We start from the raw sequence: 17,270 nt of genomic DNA, 5'->3' as shown, positions 1-17,270 counted from the left end.
CTTTTACATTAATGACGTTTTTAACAGAATTAAAAGATAAAAAACTACTGGTGTTAGGTGCTGGGGTAACAGGGCTTTCCTGTGCCAAGTATTTGCACAGGTTAGGTTTATCTTTTGTTGTTAATGACAGTCGTGACAATGCAATTGATTCACGCGAATTCTCTAAAGAATTTGAAGATACAAGATTAATTACTGGGTATTGGTGCCAAAAGACTATTAATAATGCAGATATAATTGTCACAAGCCCCGGCATAGATTTAATGGCTACTGGTATTCGCGATTGGATAAACGATTCATGTTTGGTGTTAGGTGACGTAGAGCTTTTCTGCCAAGTAAACAATGCTAAAGCTAAGCCTATTCCCATTTTGGCAGTAACAGGATCAAATGGTAAATCTACGGTTGTATCGCTATTAGCATACATAGCAAAAGAACTTGGGGTTAATGCTAAGCTAGGTGGAAATATTGGCTTGCCAGTACTTGAATTACTAGAACTTGAACATGACAAGTCTAATGAATCAGTAAACCAACCAGAAATGCTTATTTTTGAGCTTTCTAGCTTCCAATTAGAAACGCTTAATAGTATGAAAGCTATTGCCGCTTCTGTGTTGAATTTAAGTGATGATCATTTAGATCGTCATTTAACGATGAAAAACTACCAAGAGATTAAACAGAGAATATATCTTCAGGCGAATACCGCTGTGTTTAATCGAGATGATCAAGCAACTTTCCCAATTCACACTGTAGAACAAGCAATAAGTTTCGGCAGTGACGAACCCATTGAGGATCATTTTGGTATTAAATACCTTAACGACGAACCTTATTTAGCCTTTGGTCAGCAATCACTCGTTTCACTTACAGACTTACCACTTGCAGGTATGCATAACGCTTTGAATTATTTAGCGGCACTCGCCTTAGGTTATAGCGCAGGTTGGTCATTATCTGCTATGAGTGAAAGTTTAAGTGGCTTTATGGGATTAGCGCATCGTTGTCAGCGCATTGCCAACTATAAAGAAGTGCAATGGATTAACGATTCTAAAGCAACAAATGTTGGTGCTACGCTAGCAGCAATTGAAGGGTTAGCTAAAACAAAACTACCTAATAGCCGTATAGTCTTAATTGCAGGTGGTGAAGGTAAAGGAGCAGATTTCACGCCATTGCATTCAGTACTTGCTGCACACGTAGGTAGCTTAATAACCTTTGGTAAAGATGGCAGTCGTATAGCAAAACAAAGTGAGAATACTTCAGTCAAGTGCTATCAAGTTAGTTCATTGCAAGATGCAGTAGAGCAAGCAACTTCATTGGTAAGTTCAGGTGACATAGTGTTACTTTCTCCTGCCTGCGCTAGCTTAGATATGTTTAAGAATTATATTGAGCGTGGTGAACACTTTATTGCGTTAGTGAACAAAATCGCTGGGGAACGCATATGACCTCAGCTATAAAAACATTACCGATTGAGTTGCCAAAATGGATAACCAATATAACCATAGGTTCGGAACATAATACCGCAACTTTTGATCGCAGCTTTGTAGTGCTTGGTTTGATTATGTATATGGTTGGCTTGGTGATGGTGGCAACATCATCAATGCCTGTAGCTGAGAGATTATTCGATAATCCATTTCATTTTGTTATACGTCATGGCATTTATATTGTTCTCAGCCTCGGTATTGCGGCTATTGCCTTGCAAATACCTATGTCATGGTGGCAACAAAATAGTAGCTACCTATTGGGCTTTGCTATTTTATTGTTGATGGTGGTGTTAGTCGTAGGTAGGACCGTTAATGGCTCCACTCGATGGATAGTGCTAGGCCCTATTACGGTTCAAGCAGCAGAGCCCGCAAAATTATTTTTCTTTTGTTATTTAGCTGCTTACTTAGTCAGAAGAAGAGAGCAGGTAATGGAAAACATTAAGGGTTTTGTGAAACCTTTGGTGGTTTTCGGTGTGCTAGCAAGCTTGTTACTGATGCAGCCTGATTTAGGTACCATTATTGTTATGTTTGTTACGACATTTGGTTTGCTATTTTTAGCTGGCGCAAAATTGTGGCAGTTTATTGGTTTATCATCAGTGGGTGTTTTTTTACTGTCAATGTTAGCAATATTTGAACCTTATCGTTGGCGACGAATCACAAGTTTTTTAGACCCTTGGCAAGACCCTTTTGGTAGTGGTTATCAATTAACACAATCATTAATGGCATATGGCAGAGGTGAATTATTAGGTCAAGGCTTAGGTAATAGCATTCAAAAACTAGAATATTTGCCAGAAGCTCATACCGATTTTGTTATGGCAGTATTAGCAGAAGAGTTTGGTTTTATTGGCGTAACTTTTATTTTGTTACTGAGCATGGCTTTAGTATTTAAAGCGATGACCCTCGGTAAAAAAGCGTTAGCGAAAGAAAAATATTTTGAAGGGTTTCTCGCTTATGCTATTGGCATTTGGATGTGTTTTCAGGCAGCAGTAAATATAGGCGCCAGCGCAGGTATTGTGCCAACAAAAGGCTTAACCATGCCATTAATAAGTTATGGCGGTAGTTCTATGATTACCATGACCATAGCACTCGTTATTTTAATTCGAATAGATCATGAAATTCGATTGCAGAGCTTGCAAGCAACCAGTACCAACAGACGAGGGGCTAAAGCATGAATATGAATGCTTCTCCGACATTATTAGTTATGGCTGGTGGCACTGGAGGTCATATATTTCCTGGGCTGGCAGTTGCTCAAGCATTACAAGATAAAGGCTGGCATATTCATTGGCTTGGTACTGCTGAGCGTATGGAAGCACAAATAGTACCGAATCACGGTTTTGATATTTCGTTTATCGAGGTAAAAGGCGCGAGAAATAAAGGTATTAAAACATTATTAACGATGCCGTTTACTTTGCTTAAATCACTTTTTCAGGCGATTTGTGTGATACGTAAAATTAAACCAGATGTTGTACTGGGGATGGGCGGCTATGCCAGTGGGCCTGGTGGTATTGCTGCGTGGCTTTTAAGACGTCCCGTTATAGTTCATGAGCAAAATGCAGTTGCAGGCATGACAAATAGACTATTAGCTCGTGTTGCAACGACTGTTTGTAGTGCTTTTCCTGGTGCATTTAAGCAATCTGGGAACAATGTCCATGTGGTGGGCAATCCATTAAGAACAGCTATTGCTCAAGTAAACCAAGACCAAGAAAATAATGATGAGAACCAACATATATTAGTGATTGGTGGCAGTTTAGGGGCACAAGTTTTAAATAATACTGTGCCAGAGGCCTTTGTAAATATAATAGCGGCTGGACAGCAATGCAGTATTTGGCATCAAACAGGAAAAGGGAACGCAGAAGCTGTTCAGGCTAAGTATAGCAATGATTTAAATGATAACTGCGCAGTTAGCGACACTGTAAAAGTAACAGAGTTTATTGAGGATATGGCACAAGCCTATCAATGGGCAGATATTGTAATTTGTCGAGCAGGTGCTTTAACAGTGTCAGAGCTTGCAATGGCAGCTAAGCCAGCTATTTTTGTCCCGCTACCTCATGCGGTTGATGATCATCAAACCAAGAATGCGATGTTTTTGGTAAAAAGTGGTGGGGCACAATTGATTGCTCAGCGCGATTTTAGTGCTGAAAAATTAACGCAGGCGTTAACGTTGTTATTTAAAGATAAAACGATATTAAAAAAAATGGCTACTGCTGCTTACAAAGCAGCAGATATGCACTCAACAGAAAAAGTTGCTGAGTTATGTCAGCAACTAGCAAGTAAAAAGTAATATTAGAGAATTTATGACTCAGCAAGTAAACAGAACACAACAGCAGCGAAACCAATACGGAGCACATGTCCCTGAAATGCGCCGTGTAAAACGTATTCACTTTGTGGGTATTGGTGGCGCAGGCATGGGCGGTATTGCTGAAGTACTACTAAATGAAGGCTACCAAATTTCTGGTTCTGATATTGGCGAAAATCAAGTTGTAAAACGCTTAACCAAATTAGGCGCAAAAGTTTTTATTGGGCATGCCAAAGAAAACATTATTGATGCAAGTGTGATAGTCGTTTCAACAGCAATTAATCAAGAAAACCCTGAAATAAGCGCAGCGAAAGAACAACGTATTCCTATTGTAAGAAGAGCTGAAATGCTCGCTGAACTAATGCGCTTTCGTCACGGTATTGCGATTGCGGGTACCCATGGAAAAACCACAACCACGAGCTTAATTGCAAGTATTTTTGCTCAAGGTCAATTAGATCCAACGTTTGTTATTGGTGGCTTGTTAAATAGCGCAGGCACAAATGCCCGCTTAGGCAGTAGTCGCTACTTAGTGGCAGAAGCCGATGAGAGCGATGCTTCATTTTTACACTTACAACCTATGGTGGCAGTCATCACTAATATTGATGCTGATCACATGGAAACGTATCAAGGTGATTTTGAAAAGCTCAAAGATACCTACATAGAGTTTCTTCATAACTTACCATTTTATGGCTTAGCGGTTGTGTGTATAGATAACCCAGTAGTTAGAGAGCTTTTGCCCCGAATTAGCAGACAAGTTATTACTTATGGTTTCTCTGATGATGCTGATGTTAAAGCTGTTAACTACCAGCAAAATGGTGGCGTAAGTCACTTCACAGTTGAAATTGAAGGTCAACCGCCATTAGATATGAGTGTAAACTTGCCAGGCCAACATAATGTATTAAATGCACTAGCGGGTGTTGCAGTAGCAAAAGATGAAGGTGTTGCAGATGAGGCAATATGTCAGGCTTTAGTTGATTTTGCTGGTATAGGTCGTCGATTTGAACAATTAGCCGACTTATCAACTTCAGCAGGAAACATGGTACTTGTTGATGACTATGGTCATCATCCGAGTGAAGTTAAAGCAACTATCTTAGCCATGAGAGCTGGTTGGCCAGATAAACGCTTAGTGATGGTGTTTCAGCCTCATCGCTATTCACGTACTCGCGATTTATATGAAGATTTTGTTGAAGTACTGTCAGAAGTTGACTGTTTATTTTTACTCGATGTTTATGCTGCAGGCGAGGCAAGTATACCTTCAGCAGACAGTAAAAGTTTAGCGCGCTCAATAAGACAGCGTGGCCAAGTTGAACCGATATATGTCAGTGATGTAAATAAACTCCCTGAGCTACTCGCCGCACAATTACAAGATAACGATATGGTTATTACCCAAGGTGCAGGAAATATTGGTGCAGTGTCACGAAGTTTATCAGAACATAGCTTACTGCAAGTTAAAGGCGGTTAGTGATGTTTAGTAAAGAAATAGAACAACTCAAAAAAGAAAGAATTGCTGTGCTATATGGCGGAAATTCAGCTGAACGCGATGTGTCGTTAAATTCAGGTAAAGCCGTTGCCAGTGCCATAGCGAACAAAGGCTATCAAGTTGAGTTGATTGATACCAAAGGCTTTGATTTATCAAACCTTTTGAAACATAAGATAGATCGTGTCTTTATTGCTTTGCATGGTAGAGGCGGAGAAGATGGCTGTTTGCAAGGTGCATTGGAGTATCTTGGTATTCCTTACACGGGCTCAAATGTATTAGGCTCAGCACTTTCTATGGATAAAGTGCGAAGCAAGCAAGTCTTCACGGCAAGCGACTTACCAACTGCACCTTATCGAGTGGTGAATAAGTCTGACTTTGAATCGTTGCAACAACGTCAGCCAGCTCTTTCTGAATTATTGCAACAGCTTGGCGGTAGGGTAATGGTTAAGCCAGCGAATGAAGGTTCAAGTATTGGTATGGCTCAAGCTAACAACGTTGCACAATTAACCAATGCCTTAGAAGAGGCCTTCGGTTTTGATCAACAAGTTTTGTTGGAAGCATGGATAGATGGGCCAGAATACACGGTAAGTATTCTAGGTGAACACGCGTTACCAGCAATACATATGGAAACACCGCGCGAGTTTTATGATTACGAGGCTAAATATCAATCAAACAGTACTCAGTATCATTGCCCGTGTGGTTTAAATGAGGAAGATGAAGCGGTCATTCAAACATTGGCATTAAGCGCTTTTAAAGCAACGGGTGCAAGTGGCTGGGGACGAGTTGACTTGATGAGAAATAGTGATGGTACATGGCAATTATTAGAAGTTAACACTGTCCCAGGTATGACTGAGACCTCTTTAGTGCCAAAGTCAGCAAAGCAGTTTGGATTAAGCTTTGAAGAGTTAGTTGAAAGAATTCTTGCGTTAAGCATTGTAGGTTAATAACTATGCCCAAAAAGCAAACAGTTGAGAAGACAGAAAGCAAAAAATTTAACCAAGCACCTGCGTGGAGCTTTGGTTTAGGGTTGTTTTTTTTCGTCTCAGTACTGTTTGGTTTGATTGCAGCTAGTTGGTGGTTAAGCCAACACTTTTTGGGGCAAGAAAATGTCCCTGTTAGTTCAGTGATTGTGGCAGGTGAAATGCCTTATAGTCAGCGCAATGATGTAATGCAAGCAATTGACGATGTTGATTTAGGAAATTTTTTTACAGTAGATGTAGATGAAGTTCAAGAAAAAGTGTTGGCTTTGCCTTGGGTATATTCGGTAGCTGTTAGGAAGCATTGGCCAGATGAATTAAAAATATATGTTGTTGATCAAACACCCGTAGCGTTATGGAATGGTGATTTTTTGTTAAATCAATTTGGTAAGGCTTTTCAGGCTGATATTGCTAGGGTTTATCATCCGTTACCTAAATTTTATGGTCCTGAAGGTTCTGAGCAGATGGCTCTTGATAATTATAGCAATTTAAATGCGTTATTAGATTACAAAGCCTTGTCAATTGATGAGTTGGTGCTAACAGAACGTTATTCATGGCAATTAACATTAAATGACGGAATTACCCTAAATTTAGGGCGCGAAGAGCGTGTAGAACGTATACAAAGATTCATGGATGTATATTCTTTAATCAAAGCGCAAATAAATACAGAAAAAGAGCAAAATCAGGCGGTTGATTACATTGATTTACGGTATGATACAGGATTGGCTGTTGGTTGGAAAAACATTGTTGAAACAACACAGCAAAGCAATATAAATGAGCAAGAGAAAAACCTAAATGTCTAAAGCAGCAGAAAGGAAATTAGTCGTCGGTCTGGATATTGGTACGTCCAAAATATCAGTGGCTGTTGGTGAAATTACCCCAGATAACCAACTTAGCATTGTTGGCGTAGGTAATCAGCCTGCACGTGGCATGGATAAAGGTGGTGTTAATGATTTGAATTTAGTAATTCAATCTATTCAACGCGCTATTAATGAAGCTGAATTAATGGCTGACTGTCAAATAAGCTCCATTTACTTAGGTATTTCAGGTAAACATATTAGTTGTCAAAATGAAAATGGCATGGTGCCCATTAATGACAAAGAAGTTATTCAAGACGATGTAGACAATGTTATTCATACAGCGCGTTCAGTACCTATCTCAGCAGAGCGCAGAATGCTACATGTGTTACCACAAGAATATAGCATTGATGTTCAAGAGGGCATTAAGAGCCCAATTGGTATGTCAGGTGTTCGTATGGAAGCAAAAGTTCATATTGTGACCTGTGCAAATGATATGGCAAAAAACTTGGTAAAGTGTGTTGAACGCTGTGAACTATCGGCCGATCAACTAATTTTTTCAGCACTTGCTTCAAGTTATGCCGTGTTAACTGATGACGAAAAAGAATTAGGTATCTGTGTCGTAGACATGGGAGCAGGAACGATGGATATTGCTGTTTTTGCTGGTGGTGCCTTACGCCATACGGCGGTTATTCCTGTTGCGGGCAATCAAGTAACCAGTGATATAGCCAAAATTTTTAGAACGCCTTTAAGTCATGCTGAAGATATTAAAGTGCAATATGCTTGTGCACTTAAACAATTAGTAAGTATGGAAGAAAATATCGACGTGCCAAGTGTCGGCGGCAGACCAGCGCGCTCAATGTCTCGCCATACACTTTCTGAAGTAGTAGAGCCTAGATACCATGAGTTATTTGAATTGATTCAAGAAGAACTTCGAGAATCTGGCCTAGAGGATCAGATCGCTGCAGGTTATGTATTAACTGGTGGTACAGCGAAGATGGAAGGTGTAGTTGAATTTGCCGAAGAAGTTTTCCAAATGCCAGTAAGGATTGCAAATCCACTGTCTGTTCAAGGACTTAAAGAGTATGTAAACGACCCAAGTTATGCAACGGTTGTTGGTTTATTGCATTACGGTATGCAAGCTAATAATCAAGAGGGTCATGAAAAGAATAAGAGTGAAGGCGTGACAGACTTGTGGTCACGAATTCATGCTTGGTTTAAAGGTGAGTTTTAAGCTCAGGCAAAAGTAATTTAATTAGTTAAACAATTTGTTAAGTAAAAACGGAGAGAGAAAATGTTTGAATTGATGGAAGATCATAACGAAGAGGCGGTAATTAAAGTTATCGGTGTCGGCGGAGGTGGCGGAAACGCCGTTGAGCATATGGTAACTCAAACCATTGAAGGTGTAGAGTTTATTACTGCGAACACCGACTCACAGGCATTAAGGAATTCATCTGCTGATGTAACTTTACAGCTAGGCGCTGACGTTACTAAAGGCTTAGGTGCTGGTGCAAATCCTGAAATTGGCCGCTGCGCTGCAGAAGAAGATAGAGAAACTATCAGACAAACCCTCGATGGTGCTGATATGATTTTTATCGCTGCAGGTATGGGAGGTGGTACTGGTACTGGCGCTGCACCTGTTGTTGCTGAAGTTGCTAAAGAAATGGGTATCTTAACCGTTGCAGTTGTCACTAAACCTTTCCCATTCGAAGGGAAAAAACGTATGAACTATGCCGATCAAGGTATTGAGTTCTTGAGTAAAAACGTTGATTCATTAATTACAATTCCAAATGAAAAATTATTGAAGGTTTTAGGGCCTGGTACCAGCCTGCTTGATGCTTTTAAAGCGGCAAATAATGTATTACTAGGTGCTGTTCAAGGTATCGCTGAGTTAATTACTCGCCCAGGCTTAATTAATGTCGATTTCGCCGATGTACGCACTGTTATGTCTGAAATGGGCACAGCAATGATGGGGTCGGGTATTTCTTCAGGCGAAGATAGAGCTGAAGAAGCAGCTGAAGCGGCAATTTCTAGCCCATTACTAGAAGATGTCGACCTAGCAGGAGCACGCGGTATTTTAGTTAACATTACCGCAGGTATGGATATCAGTATTGACGAGTTTGAAACGGTAGGTAATGCAGTTAAAGCGTTTGCTTCTGAAAATGCAACGGTTGTTGTTGGTGCAGTAATTGATCCTGAAATGACCGAAGAACTACGTGTAACTGTAGTTGCCACGGGTATTGGTGCAGAAGTTAAGCCTGATATTACTTTAGTTAACCCTATGCCTGCAGCAGAGCCTAAGGTTGTTGGTGCTGATTACACGCCAGCGGCAGCGCCTCAAGTTCAAGCAGCAGTATCTGCAGAGACTATTACTATGACTGATAGCAATGCACAAAAAGTTGCAGCGGCAGATCTAGATAACTATTTAGATATCCCCGCATTTTTACGTAAGCAGGCTGACTAAGAAATCAAGTTACAATTTTTCTACAATTTTGTTGTAGAAAATAACATGACAGTTAACGTATGTTATAGATGAAAGTGATTACAACTTTGGGATATAAGAGAACTAGTTAATTGATTAAATTTTGATTTTACTAGTAAACTTTGATATATTATGCGCCCGTCGAATTTGGCTATTACTATGTTTATTCGGCATATAAAGTTTAATGTCTTTTTGAACAGATTAAACTCAGCGCAAATGTTAAGAAGGCGAGGCTAATATGATTAAGCAACGTACAATAAAAAACAGTGTATCAACCGTCGGTGTTGGATTACATAAAGGTGAGAAAGTACAGGTCACTCTCCGTCCTGCACAAGCAAACACCGGTATTGTTTTCCGCCGTGTTGATTTAGATCCAGTTGTTGATATTAAAGCGACACCTGAAGCTGTGGGTGAAACAACCCTATGTACTTGTTTAGTTAACCCGCAAAATATCAAAATATCTACGGTTGAACATTTGTTATCCGCAATTGCTGGTTTGGGCATTGATAATCTTATTGTCGATGTTGATGCTCCAGAGATTCCAATAATGGATGGCAGCGCGTTACCTTTTGTATATCTCATTCAGTCAGTTGGCATCGAAACATTAAATGTTGCTAAGCGCTTCTTACGTATTAAAAAGACAATACGTGTTGAAGAGGGTGATAAATGGGCAGAATTGAAGCCTTATGAAGGTTTTAAAGTAAATTTTGCTATTGAATTTGAACACCCTGTTATTGCTTCTACATGTCAAACAATGAGTATGGACTTTTCAAGTACCTCTTTTATTAAAGAGATTAGTCGAGCTCGTACGTTTGGTTTTATGAAAGACATTGAGTTTTTACGCTCTCATAACTTAGCTTTAGGCGGAAGTTTAGAAAACGCGATAGTGTTGGATGAATACCGCATGCTTAACAAAAATGAACTTCGTTATGATGATGAGTTTGTAAAACATAAAATTCTTGATGCTATTGGTGATTTGTACATGGGTAGCGCTAGTATTTTAGGCGAGCTTAACGCGTTTAAATCAGGCCATGGCTTAAACAATATGTTACTTCGTGAAGTGTTTAAACAAGAAGATGCTTGGGAATGGGTCACTTATGAAGATGCACAATCTTCACCTATTGAATATCAGGAAATTAATGCAACAGCATTTTAATTTCAGTAGTTGATACCGTTTTAAGTAAACAAAAGCCGAACTTTCAGTTCGGCTTTTTTGTGATTATCTTTGTGTGGTCCGCTATTTTTTTCCTGCAACATTAGCTAACTTTTCAAGCTTTTCTTTTAAGCCTTTTGGGGCGTTTTGTGCAACATCAAGTAATAACTTTGCCGTAGCAGGGTTAGAAGGGGTTGCTCTGGTGGTGGCTTTGGTTGATTCAGCAGCTTTATATAACGCATTTAAATTTTCGCTTGTTTTTTTTGTGGTAAAACCTTGCGGATTGACTTTGATTTCAATTCTAGAACACTGTCCTTCGGTTTCAATAGCAAGTTGTTGACAAATTTTATTTCGCTCAAACTGCAATCTTTGACTCCAAACAGGAGATTTTAATTCAATTATCAGTGTGTCTTGACGAAAGTTTGCAATATGCCATACCTCTTCTGGTAAATCAGGGCATATTTGTCGTACAATGTCGGCCAATATTGCCAAAGAGTTGGTTTTTGACTGGATTTGTGCCAAAGTGCCTGTCGTTGATTGCAACAGTGTCGATAAGTTAAGTGGTTTTTTAGGCTTACGAGCCATAATGTCTACCTTTCATTCAACTCTTTATTCAAATTACATTAAACACAGAACGTATTATGAGTTTAACATTACTATATCGCGGAAAAAACGTTAGATTTTCAATGCAATTATCTAAGTTGCATTGGTTATCAGCGCTAACTGTGTTCGCGATAATTTCAGGTGTTTGTGTTCACCTTATGTTGCCATCAAAACAAACTCAATCATTAGAGCAATATTCACTAACTAAGTCGGAGTCGTCTAAATTACAGTATATCAGTAACGAAAACGATATTTTAGAAAATGATACGGTTAATTCACAACAACAAAAGCGACAAGTTACTGCACTTACAATAAAGCTTGCTGAATTACAAAGTCAGCTATTAAGACTCAATGCACTGGGTGAGCGTTTAGCCGATGATGCAAATATACCCGATAAAGAATTTAATTTTAGTCAACTACCCCCTAGTGGTGGCCCCTCAATATCAGTTAATGAAATTAATCAAAAGCCAATACCTACTTTACTTAAAGAGATAGAGCAATTAGAAAGTAGCATTAATCATGAAGAAAAGCAGTTACAACTGCTTGAATCTTTAACCTTTGGTCACCATATACAAAATAATCGCTATTTATCTGGTCGTCCAATTCAAAAGGGGTGGTTATCTTCTTACTTTGGTATGAGGAAAGATCCTTTTCACGGTCGACCAACTATGCATAAAGGTGTCGATTTTGCAGGTAAAGAGGGCACAGGTGTTATTGCAACGGGTGCTGGTGTTGTTAGCTGGGCAAATAAACGTTATGGCTATGGACAACTTATTGAGATAGATCATGGCGGCGGTTTTAAAACACGTTATGGTCATAATAAGACCTTACTTGTTGAAGTAGGAGATGTAGTCGATAAAGGGCAGGTCATTGCCAAAATGGGTAGTACAGGTCGCTCAACAGGGCCACATGTTCATTATGAAATACTAAAACACAATACACAGATAAACCCAGTAAAATATGTTTATCGTAAAGCAAAGAATAAAAAATAAAATTCACCAATAACAGATTGATTTCTGTCTATATTCAATAAATGGTTTAAAAAAGATGTTTGTAAACTTGTTAACTAAAATGTTTGGTAGCCGCAACGATAGACTACTAAAACAAATGCGCAAAGAAGTAAAAAAAATAAATGCACTAGAGCCGGTTATTGAAGCACTAAGTGACGATGAACTTAAAGCGAAAACTGCAGAGTTTAAAGAACGATTAGCGCAAGATGAGAAGTTAGAAGAAATACTTCCAGAGGCTTTTGCTGTAGTTCGAGAAGCAAGTAAACGTGTTTTTGGTATGCGCCATTTTGATGTGCAAATGATTGGTGGCATGGTATTAAACGAAGGCAAAATAGCGGAGATGCGTACCGGTGAAGGTAAAACATTAACCGCAACTTTACCCTCTTATTTAAATGCTTTAACAGGTAAGGGCGTTCACGTAATTACAGTAAATGATTACCTAGCTCAACGTGATGCTGATTGGAGTCGACCTCTTTTTGAATTTCTTGGTTTAACTGTTGGCTGTAATATTCCTGGCCTTTCAACGCAAGAAAAACAAGCAGCTTATCAATCTGATATTACTTACGGAACTAACAACGAGTTTGGTTTTGATTATTTGCGTGACAACATGGTATTTTCGCCACAAGAAAGAGCACAAAAACCACTGCACTTTGCTATTGTCGATGAAGTAGACTCAATATTAATAGATGAAGCCCGTACACCACTGATTATTTCAGGGCAAGCGGAAGATAGTTCAGAGCTTTACCGTACTATTAATACCATTGTACCAACACTTGAACAGCAAGAAGAAGAAGACAAAGAAGGTGAAGAAAGTACTGGTGATTTCACCATTGACGAAAAAGCTAAGCAAATTTACTTAACTGAGCGTGGCCAAATTCGTATCGAAGAAATCATGGCTGAAAAGGGCTTGTTACAGGAAGGGGATACTTTATTCTCTGCTGCAAATATAACCTTATTACATCATGTTATGGCGGCATTAAGAGCACATAAGCTCTTCCAAAAAGATGTTGACTATATTGTAAAAGATGGCGAAATTGTCATTGTAGATGAACATACAGGACGAACAATGGAAGGTCGTCGCTGGTCTGAAGGTTTACATCAAGCGGTGGAAGCTAAAGAAGGCGTGAATATACAAAATGAAAACCAAACGTTAGCCTCTATTACTTTCCAGAATTATTTTAGAATTTATGAAAAGCTGTCTGGTATGACAGGTACTGCAGATACTGAAGCATTTGAATTTAATCATATCTATGGCTTAGAAACCGTTATTATTCCAACCAATAGGGATATGGTTCGTGATGATATGGCTGATTTAATTTACTTAACCACAGAAGAAAAGTTTGAAGCCATTCTTGAAGATATTAAAGATTGTGTTGAACGTGGCCAGCCTGTATTAGTTGGTACCATTGCGATTGAAACGTCAGAGTTTTTATCGGATTACCTTAAAAAAGCTAAAATCAAGCACAAAGTTTTAAACGCTAAATTCCATCAGCAAGAAGCTGAAATTGTTGCTGATGCGGGTAAAGAAGGTGCCGTCACTATTGCAACTAATATGGCCGGCCGTGGTACAGATATTGTTTTGGGCGGTAATTTGGATGCAGCAATTGCTAAGCTGAAGAACCCTACAGAAGAGCAAATAGAAAAAACGAAAGCGAAATGGAAAGAAGATCACGAAAGAGTTAAATCTATCGGTGGTCTAAAAATTATCGCTACAGAGCGTCATGAATCACGTCGTATTGATAACCAGTTACGTGGTCGTTCAGGTCGTCAAGGTGACCCTGGTGCGACACGCTTTTATCTTTCAATGGAAGATTCTTTAATGCGAATTTTCGCGTCAGAGCGTATTTCAAACATGATGCGTAAATTGGGCATGGAACGCGGAGAAGCGATTGAGCATCCGTGGGTTACGCGAAGCATTGAAAATGCGCAAAGAAAAGTTGAAGGTCGTAACTTTGATATGCGTAAGCAACTATTAGAATATGATGATGTTGCCAATGATCAACGTGGTGTTATTTACGAGCAACGTAATGAATTACTTGATGAAGAAGATATCGCTGAAGTGGTACATGCAATTCGTAGTGATGTGATTAACTCTGTTATTGACCAACATATTCCGCCACAGTCACTTGCTGAAATGTGGGATATTACTGGGCTTGAAGAACAGCTTAAAGGTGAGTTCACTACAGATCTTCCTATTGCTAAATGGCTTGAAGAAGATGAGAAACTTCATGAAGAAAGCTTACGTGAGAAGATTATCACTGAGTTTGAACAAGTCTATAAAGATAAAGAAGAAGCTGTCGGTGCTGATGTATTGCGTCAATTTGAAAAAGCAGTAATGCTACAAAGTTTAGATTCGCACTGGAAAGAGCATTTATCAGCAATGGATCATTTACGTCAAGGTATTGGTCTTCGTGCTCATGCACAGAAAAACCCTAAGCAAGAGTATAAACGTGAGTCATTTGAGCTATTTACTACTATGCTCGACACCTTAAAATACGATGTCGTGGGTATTTTGTCTAAAGTACAAATTAGGGCAGAATCTGATGTAGAGGCGGTTGAAGAGCAACATAGAAAAGCAGAAGAAGTACCAATGGACTTCAAACATGAGTCTGCTTCTGGGGCTGAAGATACCCCTCAAATGCCACGTGTAGGTCGGAATGAACCGTGTCCATGTGGCTCAGGTAAGAAATATAAGCAGTGTCATGGTAAATTAAACTAGCTACATAGTTTTTACTATTAACATTTGAAGCTGACATACATGTCAGCTTTTTTATTTATAGGACTAAAATATGATAAGTACTGTTAATGTTGCAGTTGGTGTTATTGTGCAAAAGGCAACCTTTGGTTGTGAAGAGGTGCTTTTTTTCTTAACGAAGCGTCATGAACATGTTCACCAAGCAAACAAGTGGGAATTTCCTGGTGGAAAAATTGAGCAAGGTGAAACAGTAAGCGAGGCTTTAGCTAGAGAATTAAAAGAAGAAGTCGCCATTGATGTGCTTTCATGCGAGCATTTAAGCACAATTACACATGATTATGGCGATAAAAAGGTTTGTCTACAGGTTTACCTTGTTGATAACTTTGAAGGCCAACCTAAGGCACTTGAAGGACAAAAAGAAGGATGGTTTGCTTTATCAAAACTTGCAGAAATGAACTTTCCTAAAGCAAACTACCCTATTATTGAATTGTTAGTTAAACGTTTTGCTGTGTAATAATTATTCTGGCTCAACAAAAAATTTATTATTCATCAAAAATTCATCCTCAAGTGCATCAAGCATTTCTTCACTCATGGGTGAGTGGCTCTGAACGGGTTGGCTAATTTTATGTCCTTCTTCAGCCCACTCTCCCAAATCGATTAGTTGGCAGCGTTTACTACAAAAAGGTCTGAATTCACTTTGCTTTTCCCACTTTACCTGTTTTTGGCAAGTAGGACATGAAACTTCAAGAGTCATTGGTTATTCTTTATTAATATCGAGATGATAAAATTATAACTGAAATTCAGCGATGCGTTAACAGCGGGCAAGCTCAAATTGAGTTGCTTGATTAGAATATCGTCGCCCAGTATGCTCACAAGGTGACATGAAACGAATAGAATAGCGAAATTTATTACCACTTACCGTAGGGTAGTAGTTTACATTTTCATCGAGTTTAATTCTTAATAGTAAAAGACCTTCGCCATTGTCTTGATAAAAGCCACTGTCAGTTTTAATTTTTTCAAAATTAGCGCGTTGTCGGACAAACTTCAAAACCAAGCTTAAAGAGCATTGAATATTAGCCAATAATGCTAACCATGAATTAATGTCTTCTTGCAGCTTTTTTTGTGGTTGATATAGCCAATAATGCAATTGAGGAAGATCGAATAAAGAACTGCCCCCTTGTATTGCAAAACGCTGCTTTAAACTGGCAAGAAATTTGTCTTCCTTTAGTTTACACCAGATGGGGGATGAAAGTTTAAGTTGGCCGACAAGCTTTACGGTTTCTGAGAGATTGTTTTCAAGCGCACTAGTATCAATTTCAGGTGCTTTAGACCAAATAACAAGGTTTTGTTCGAGTTTCTCAAGATCTTTGATTAAATCGCCTCTAACATCGTTACGTTCTAATGTATCAATAATAGCGAATAAGGCATTGAAAAAAACTTGGTGATGTACTGTGATGTCTTGAGTGGAACAATGTTGTGCTTGAGCAAATAATTGCTCAAGTTTTAAATAGTTTCTAATTCGCTCATTAAGCGGATGTTCATATAAAACCGTTGACATCTATAGCTAAGTTTATGTTTCGTTTGATGGTTTAGCTATAGTAACCATAGAATAAATAAATGGCGAATGATTTTGCTGATTATTTTTCACTCAAATGTAAGTGGGTATTTAATTAAATGCATAAACAGTGTTGAATCGGCTTAGCTGACAAGGTTTAGATATCGCTGATGAAGATCGTCTATCTTCTTTTTAAGCTGCATTAAATCTATGTTTTCGTTCTGAATAATATCATTAGCATGGGATAATCGTTTTTGTCTTGGTGCTTGGCTAGCAATAATAGCTTTGACTTCTTTTTCATTACTACAATCCCGATCCAATACTCTCAATAGTTGTGTTGCTTCAGAGACATCGACGACTAACACCCTATTAACTATGTTAAGTAAATTATTTTCGATTAATAGTGGCGCAACTAAAATGCAGTACTTACTTGTTGCTTGTTGGCATTGCTCAAGTATTTGTTGACGAATAATAGGGTGGAGTAAGGAGTTTAACCACTGTTTATCTTTTTCGTTACTGAATATTTTTGTTCTCAATAAAGCTCTATTAAGGCTACCATCTTGATTTAAAATAGTATTGTCGAAGTGCTGGGCTATTTGCTTTAACGCGTGAGTATTAGGCTCAACAACTTCACGCGCTATAATATCAGCATCAATGATATTAACACCTAAGGATTCAAAGTAATCGCTAACGGTAGTTTTACCGCTACCAATACCACCAGTCAGACCTACAATAAATGAAGACATATGATTGAAG

Annotated in this window: 16 protein-coding genes; 12 read left to right on the top strand and 4 right to left on the bottom strand. The window is 38.7% G+C overall.

The window, feature by feature from the left end; all coding sequences use genetic code 11:
* The first annotated feature begins 11 nt into the window (after positions 1-11).
* From murD to lpxC, 9 genes are all read left to right on the top strand, one after another.
* Complete coding sequence (gene murD / locus D1094_RS06440; RefSeq protein ID WP_118959271.1) at positions 12-1,427, top strand: UDP-N-acetylmuramoyl-L-alanine--D-glutamate ligase; 1,416 nt, start codon at positions 12-14, stop codon at positions 1,425-1,427.
* Positions 1,424-2,638 (top strand): cell division protein FtsW, encoded by a 1,215-nt coding sequence (gene ftsW, locus D1094_RS06435; protein ID WP_118959270.1) that lies wholly within the window; start codon positions 1,424-1,426, stop codon positions 2,636-2,638. Before murD ends, ftsW begins: the two co-directional genes overlap by 4 nt.
* On the top strand, positions 2,635-3,747 hold the full coding sequence (murG, locus tag D1094_RS06430; RefSeq protein WP_220452529.1) for an undecaprenyldiphospho-muramoylpentapeptide beta-N-acetylglucosaminyltransferase: 1,113 nt from the start codon (positions 2,635-2,637) through the stop codon (positions 3,745-3,747). The genes ftsW and murG overlap by 4 nt, the downstream gene beginning before the upstream one ends.
* 13 nt (positions 3,748-3,760) lie before the next feature.
* Complete coding sequence (murC, locus tag D1094_RS06425; RefSeq protein ID WP_118959268.1) at positions 3,761-5,224, top strand: UDP-N-acetylmuramate--L-alanine ligase; 1,464 nt, start codon at positions 3,761-3,763, stop codon at positions 5,222-5,224.
* 2 nt (positions 5,225-5,226) lie between these two features.
* Positions 5,227-6,186: a D-alanine--D-alanine ligase gene (locus D1094_RS06420; protein WP_118959267.1), complete on the top strand. Its 960-nt coding sequence runs from the start codon at positions 5,227-5,229 to the stop codon at positions 6,184-6,186.
* A gap of 5 nt (positions 6,187-6,191) precedes the next feature.
* Positions 6,192-7,022 (top strand): cell division protein FtsQ/DivIB, encoded by an 831-nt coding sequence (locus tag D1094_RS06415; protein WP_118959266.1) that lies wholly within the window; start codon positions 6,192-6,194, stop codon positions 7,020-7,022.
* Positions 7,015-8,250, top strand: coding sequence for a cell division protein FtsA (gene ftsA, locus D1094_RS06410; RefSeq protein ID WP_118959265.1), 1,236 nt, complete (start codon positions 7,015-7,017; stop codon positions 8,248-8,250). Before D1094_RS06415 ends, ftsA begins: the two co-directional genes overlap by 8 nt.
* A 60-nt stretch (positions 8,251-8,310) precedes the next feature.
* Positions 8,311-9,480 carry a cell division protein FtsZ gene (gene ftsZ / locus D1094_RS06405; RefSeq protein ID WP_118959264.1) on the top strand — a complete coding sequence of 390 codons (1,170 nt, stop codon included), beginning with the start codon at positions 8,311-8,313 and terminating at the stop codon, positions 9,478-9,480.
* 256 nt (positions 9,481-9,736) lie between these two features.
* Positions 9,737-10,654 (top strand): UDP-3-O-acyl-N-acetylglucosamine deacetylase, encoded by a 918-nt coding sequence (gene lpxC, locus D1094_RS06400; RefSeq protein ID WP_118959263.1) that lies wholly within the window; start codon positions 9,737-9,739, stop codon positions 10,652-10,654.
* An 81-nt stretch (positions 10,655-10,735) separates the two neighbouring features.
* Here lpxC and D1094_RS06395 read toward each other — a convergent pair whose 3' ends face one another.
* Entirely contained in the window at positions 10,736-11,236 is a 501-nt protein-coding gene (locus D1094_RS06395) for a DUF721 domain-containing protein (protein ID WP_118959262.1), read from the bottom strand.
* 56 nt (positions 11,237-11,292) lie between these two features.
* Here D1094_RS06395 and D1094_RS06390 point away from each other — a divergent pair, with 56 nt between their 5' ends.
* The 3 genes from D1094_RS06390 to mutT all read left to right on the top strand — a co-directional run bounded on the left by D1094_RS06390 (position 11,293) and on the right by mutT (position 15,473).
* Positions 11,293-12,246, top strand: coding sequence for a M23 family metallopeptidase (locus D1094_RS06390; RefSeq protein ID WP_118959261.1), 954 nt, complete (start codon positions 11,293-11,295; stop codon positions 12,244-12,246).
* A gap of 55 nt (positions 12,247-12,301) precedes the next feature.
* Positions 12,302-14,983, top strand: a complete 2,682-nt coding sequence (secA, locus tag D1094_RS06385; RefSeq protein WP_118959260.1) for a preprotein translocase subunit SecA — start codon at positions 12,302-12,304, stop codon at positions 14,981-14,983.
* 70 nt (positions 14,984-15,053) lie between these two features.
* Positions 15,054-15,473 carry an 8-oxo-dGTP diphosphatase MutT gene (gene mutT / locus D1094_RS06380; protein WP_118959259.1) on the top strand — a complete coding sequence of 140 codons (420 nt, stop codon included), beginning with the start codon at positions 15,054-15,056 and terminating at the stop codon, positions 15,471-15,473.
* 3 nt (positions 15,474-15,476) lie between these two features.
* On the opposite strand, the gene yacG is transcribed toward mutT, so the two are convergent.
* The 3 genes from yacG to coaE form a co-directional block, all read right to left on the bottom strand.
* Complete coding sequence (yacG, locus tag D1094_RS06375; protein WP_118959258.1) at positions 15,477-15,713, bottom strand: DNA gyrase inhibitor YacG; 237 nt, start codon at positions 15,711-15,713, stop codon at positions 15,477-15,479.
* Positions 15,714-15,770: 57 nt separating this feature from the next.
* Complete coding sequence (gene zapD, locus D1094_RS06370) at positions 15,771-16,517, bottom strand: cell division protein ZapD (RefSeq protein ID WP_118959257.1); 747 nt, start codon at positions 16,515-16,517, stop codon at positions 15,771-15,773.
* 140 nt (positions 16,518-16,657) lie between these two features.
* Positions 16,658-17,260 (bottom strand): dephospho-CoA kinase, encoded by a 603-nt coding sequence (coaE, locus tag D1094_RS06365; protein WP_118959256.1) that lies wholly within the window; start codon positions 17,258-17,260, stop codon positions 16,658-16,660.
* Between the last annotated feature and the right edge of the window lie 10 nt (positions 17,261-17,270).

Source organism: Colwellia sp. RSH04 (assembly GCF_003545765.1).
GTDB lineage: Bacteria > Pseudomonadota > Gammaproteobacteria > Enterobacterales > Alteromonadaceae > Colwellia.
This window is presented reverse-complemented; position numbering and strand designations above follow the sequence as displayed.

Excerpts from the sequence above, each read along its gene's own strand:
- murD (WP_118959271.1), top strand. The coding sequence starts at position 12 with ATGACGTTTTTAACAGAATTAAAAGATAAAAAACTACTGGTGTTAGGT.
- ftsW (WP_118959270.1), top strand. The coding sequence starts at position 1,424 with ATGACCTCAGCTATAAAAACATTACCGATTGAGTTGCCAAAATGGATA.
- murG (WP_220452529.1), top strand. The coding sequence starts at position 2,635 with ATGAATATGAATGCTTCTCCGACATTATTAGTTATGGCTGGTGGCACT.
- murC (WP_118959268.1), top strand. The coding sequence starts at position 3,761 with ATGACTCAGCAAGTAAACAGAACACAACAGCAGCGAAACCAATACGGA.
- D1094_RS06420 (WP_118959267.1), top strand. The coding sequence starts at position 5,227 with ATGTTTAGTAAAGAAATAGAACAACTCAAAAAAGAAAGAATTGCTGTG.
- D1094_RS06415 (WP_118959266.1), top strand. The coding sequence starts at position 6,192 with ATGCCCAAAAAGCAAACAGTTGAGAAGACAGAAAGCAAAAAATTTAAC.
- ftsA (WP_118959265.1), top strand. The coding sequence starts at position 7,015 with ATGTCTAAAGCAGCAGAAAGGAAATTAGTCGTCGGTCTGGATATTGGT.
- ftsZ (WP_118959264.1), top strand. The coding sequence starts at position 8,311 with ATGTTTGAATTGATGGAAGATCATAACGAAGAGGCGGTAATTAAAGTT.
- lpxC (WP_118959263.1), top strand. The coding sequence starts at position 9,737 with ATGATTAAGCAACGTACAATAAAAAACAGTGTATCAACCGTCGGTGTT.
- D1094_RS06395 (WP_118959262.1), bottom strand. The coding sequence starts at position 11,236 with ATGGCTCGTAAGCCTAAAAAACCACTTAACTTATCGACACTGTTGCAA.
- D1094_RS06390 (WP_118959261.1), top strand. The coding sequence starts at position 11,293 with ATGAGTTTAACATTACTATATCGCGGAAAAAACGTTAGATTTTCAATG.
- secA (WP_118959260.1), top strand. The coding sequence starts at position 12,302 with ATGTTTGTAAACTTGTTAACTAAAATGTTTGGTAGCCGCAACGATAGA.
- mutT (WP_118959259.1), top strand. The coding sequence starts at position 15,054 with ATGATAAGTACTGTTAATGTTGCAGTTGGTGTTATTGTGCAAAAGGCA.
- yacG (WP_118959258.1), bottom strand. The coding sequence starts at position 15,713 with ATGACTCTTGAAGTTTCATGTCCTACTTGCCAAAAACAGGTAAAGTGG.
- zapD (WP_118959257.1), bottom strand. The coding sequence starts at position 16,517 with ATGTCAACGGTTTTATATGAACATCCGCTTAATGAGCGAATTAGAAAC.
- coaE (WP_118959256.1), bottom strand. The coding sequence starts at position 17,260 with ATGTCTTCATTTATTGTAGGTCTGACTGGTGGTATTGGTAGCGGTAAA.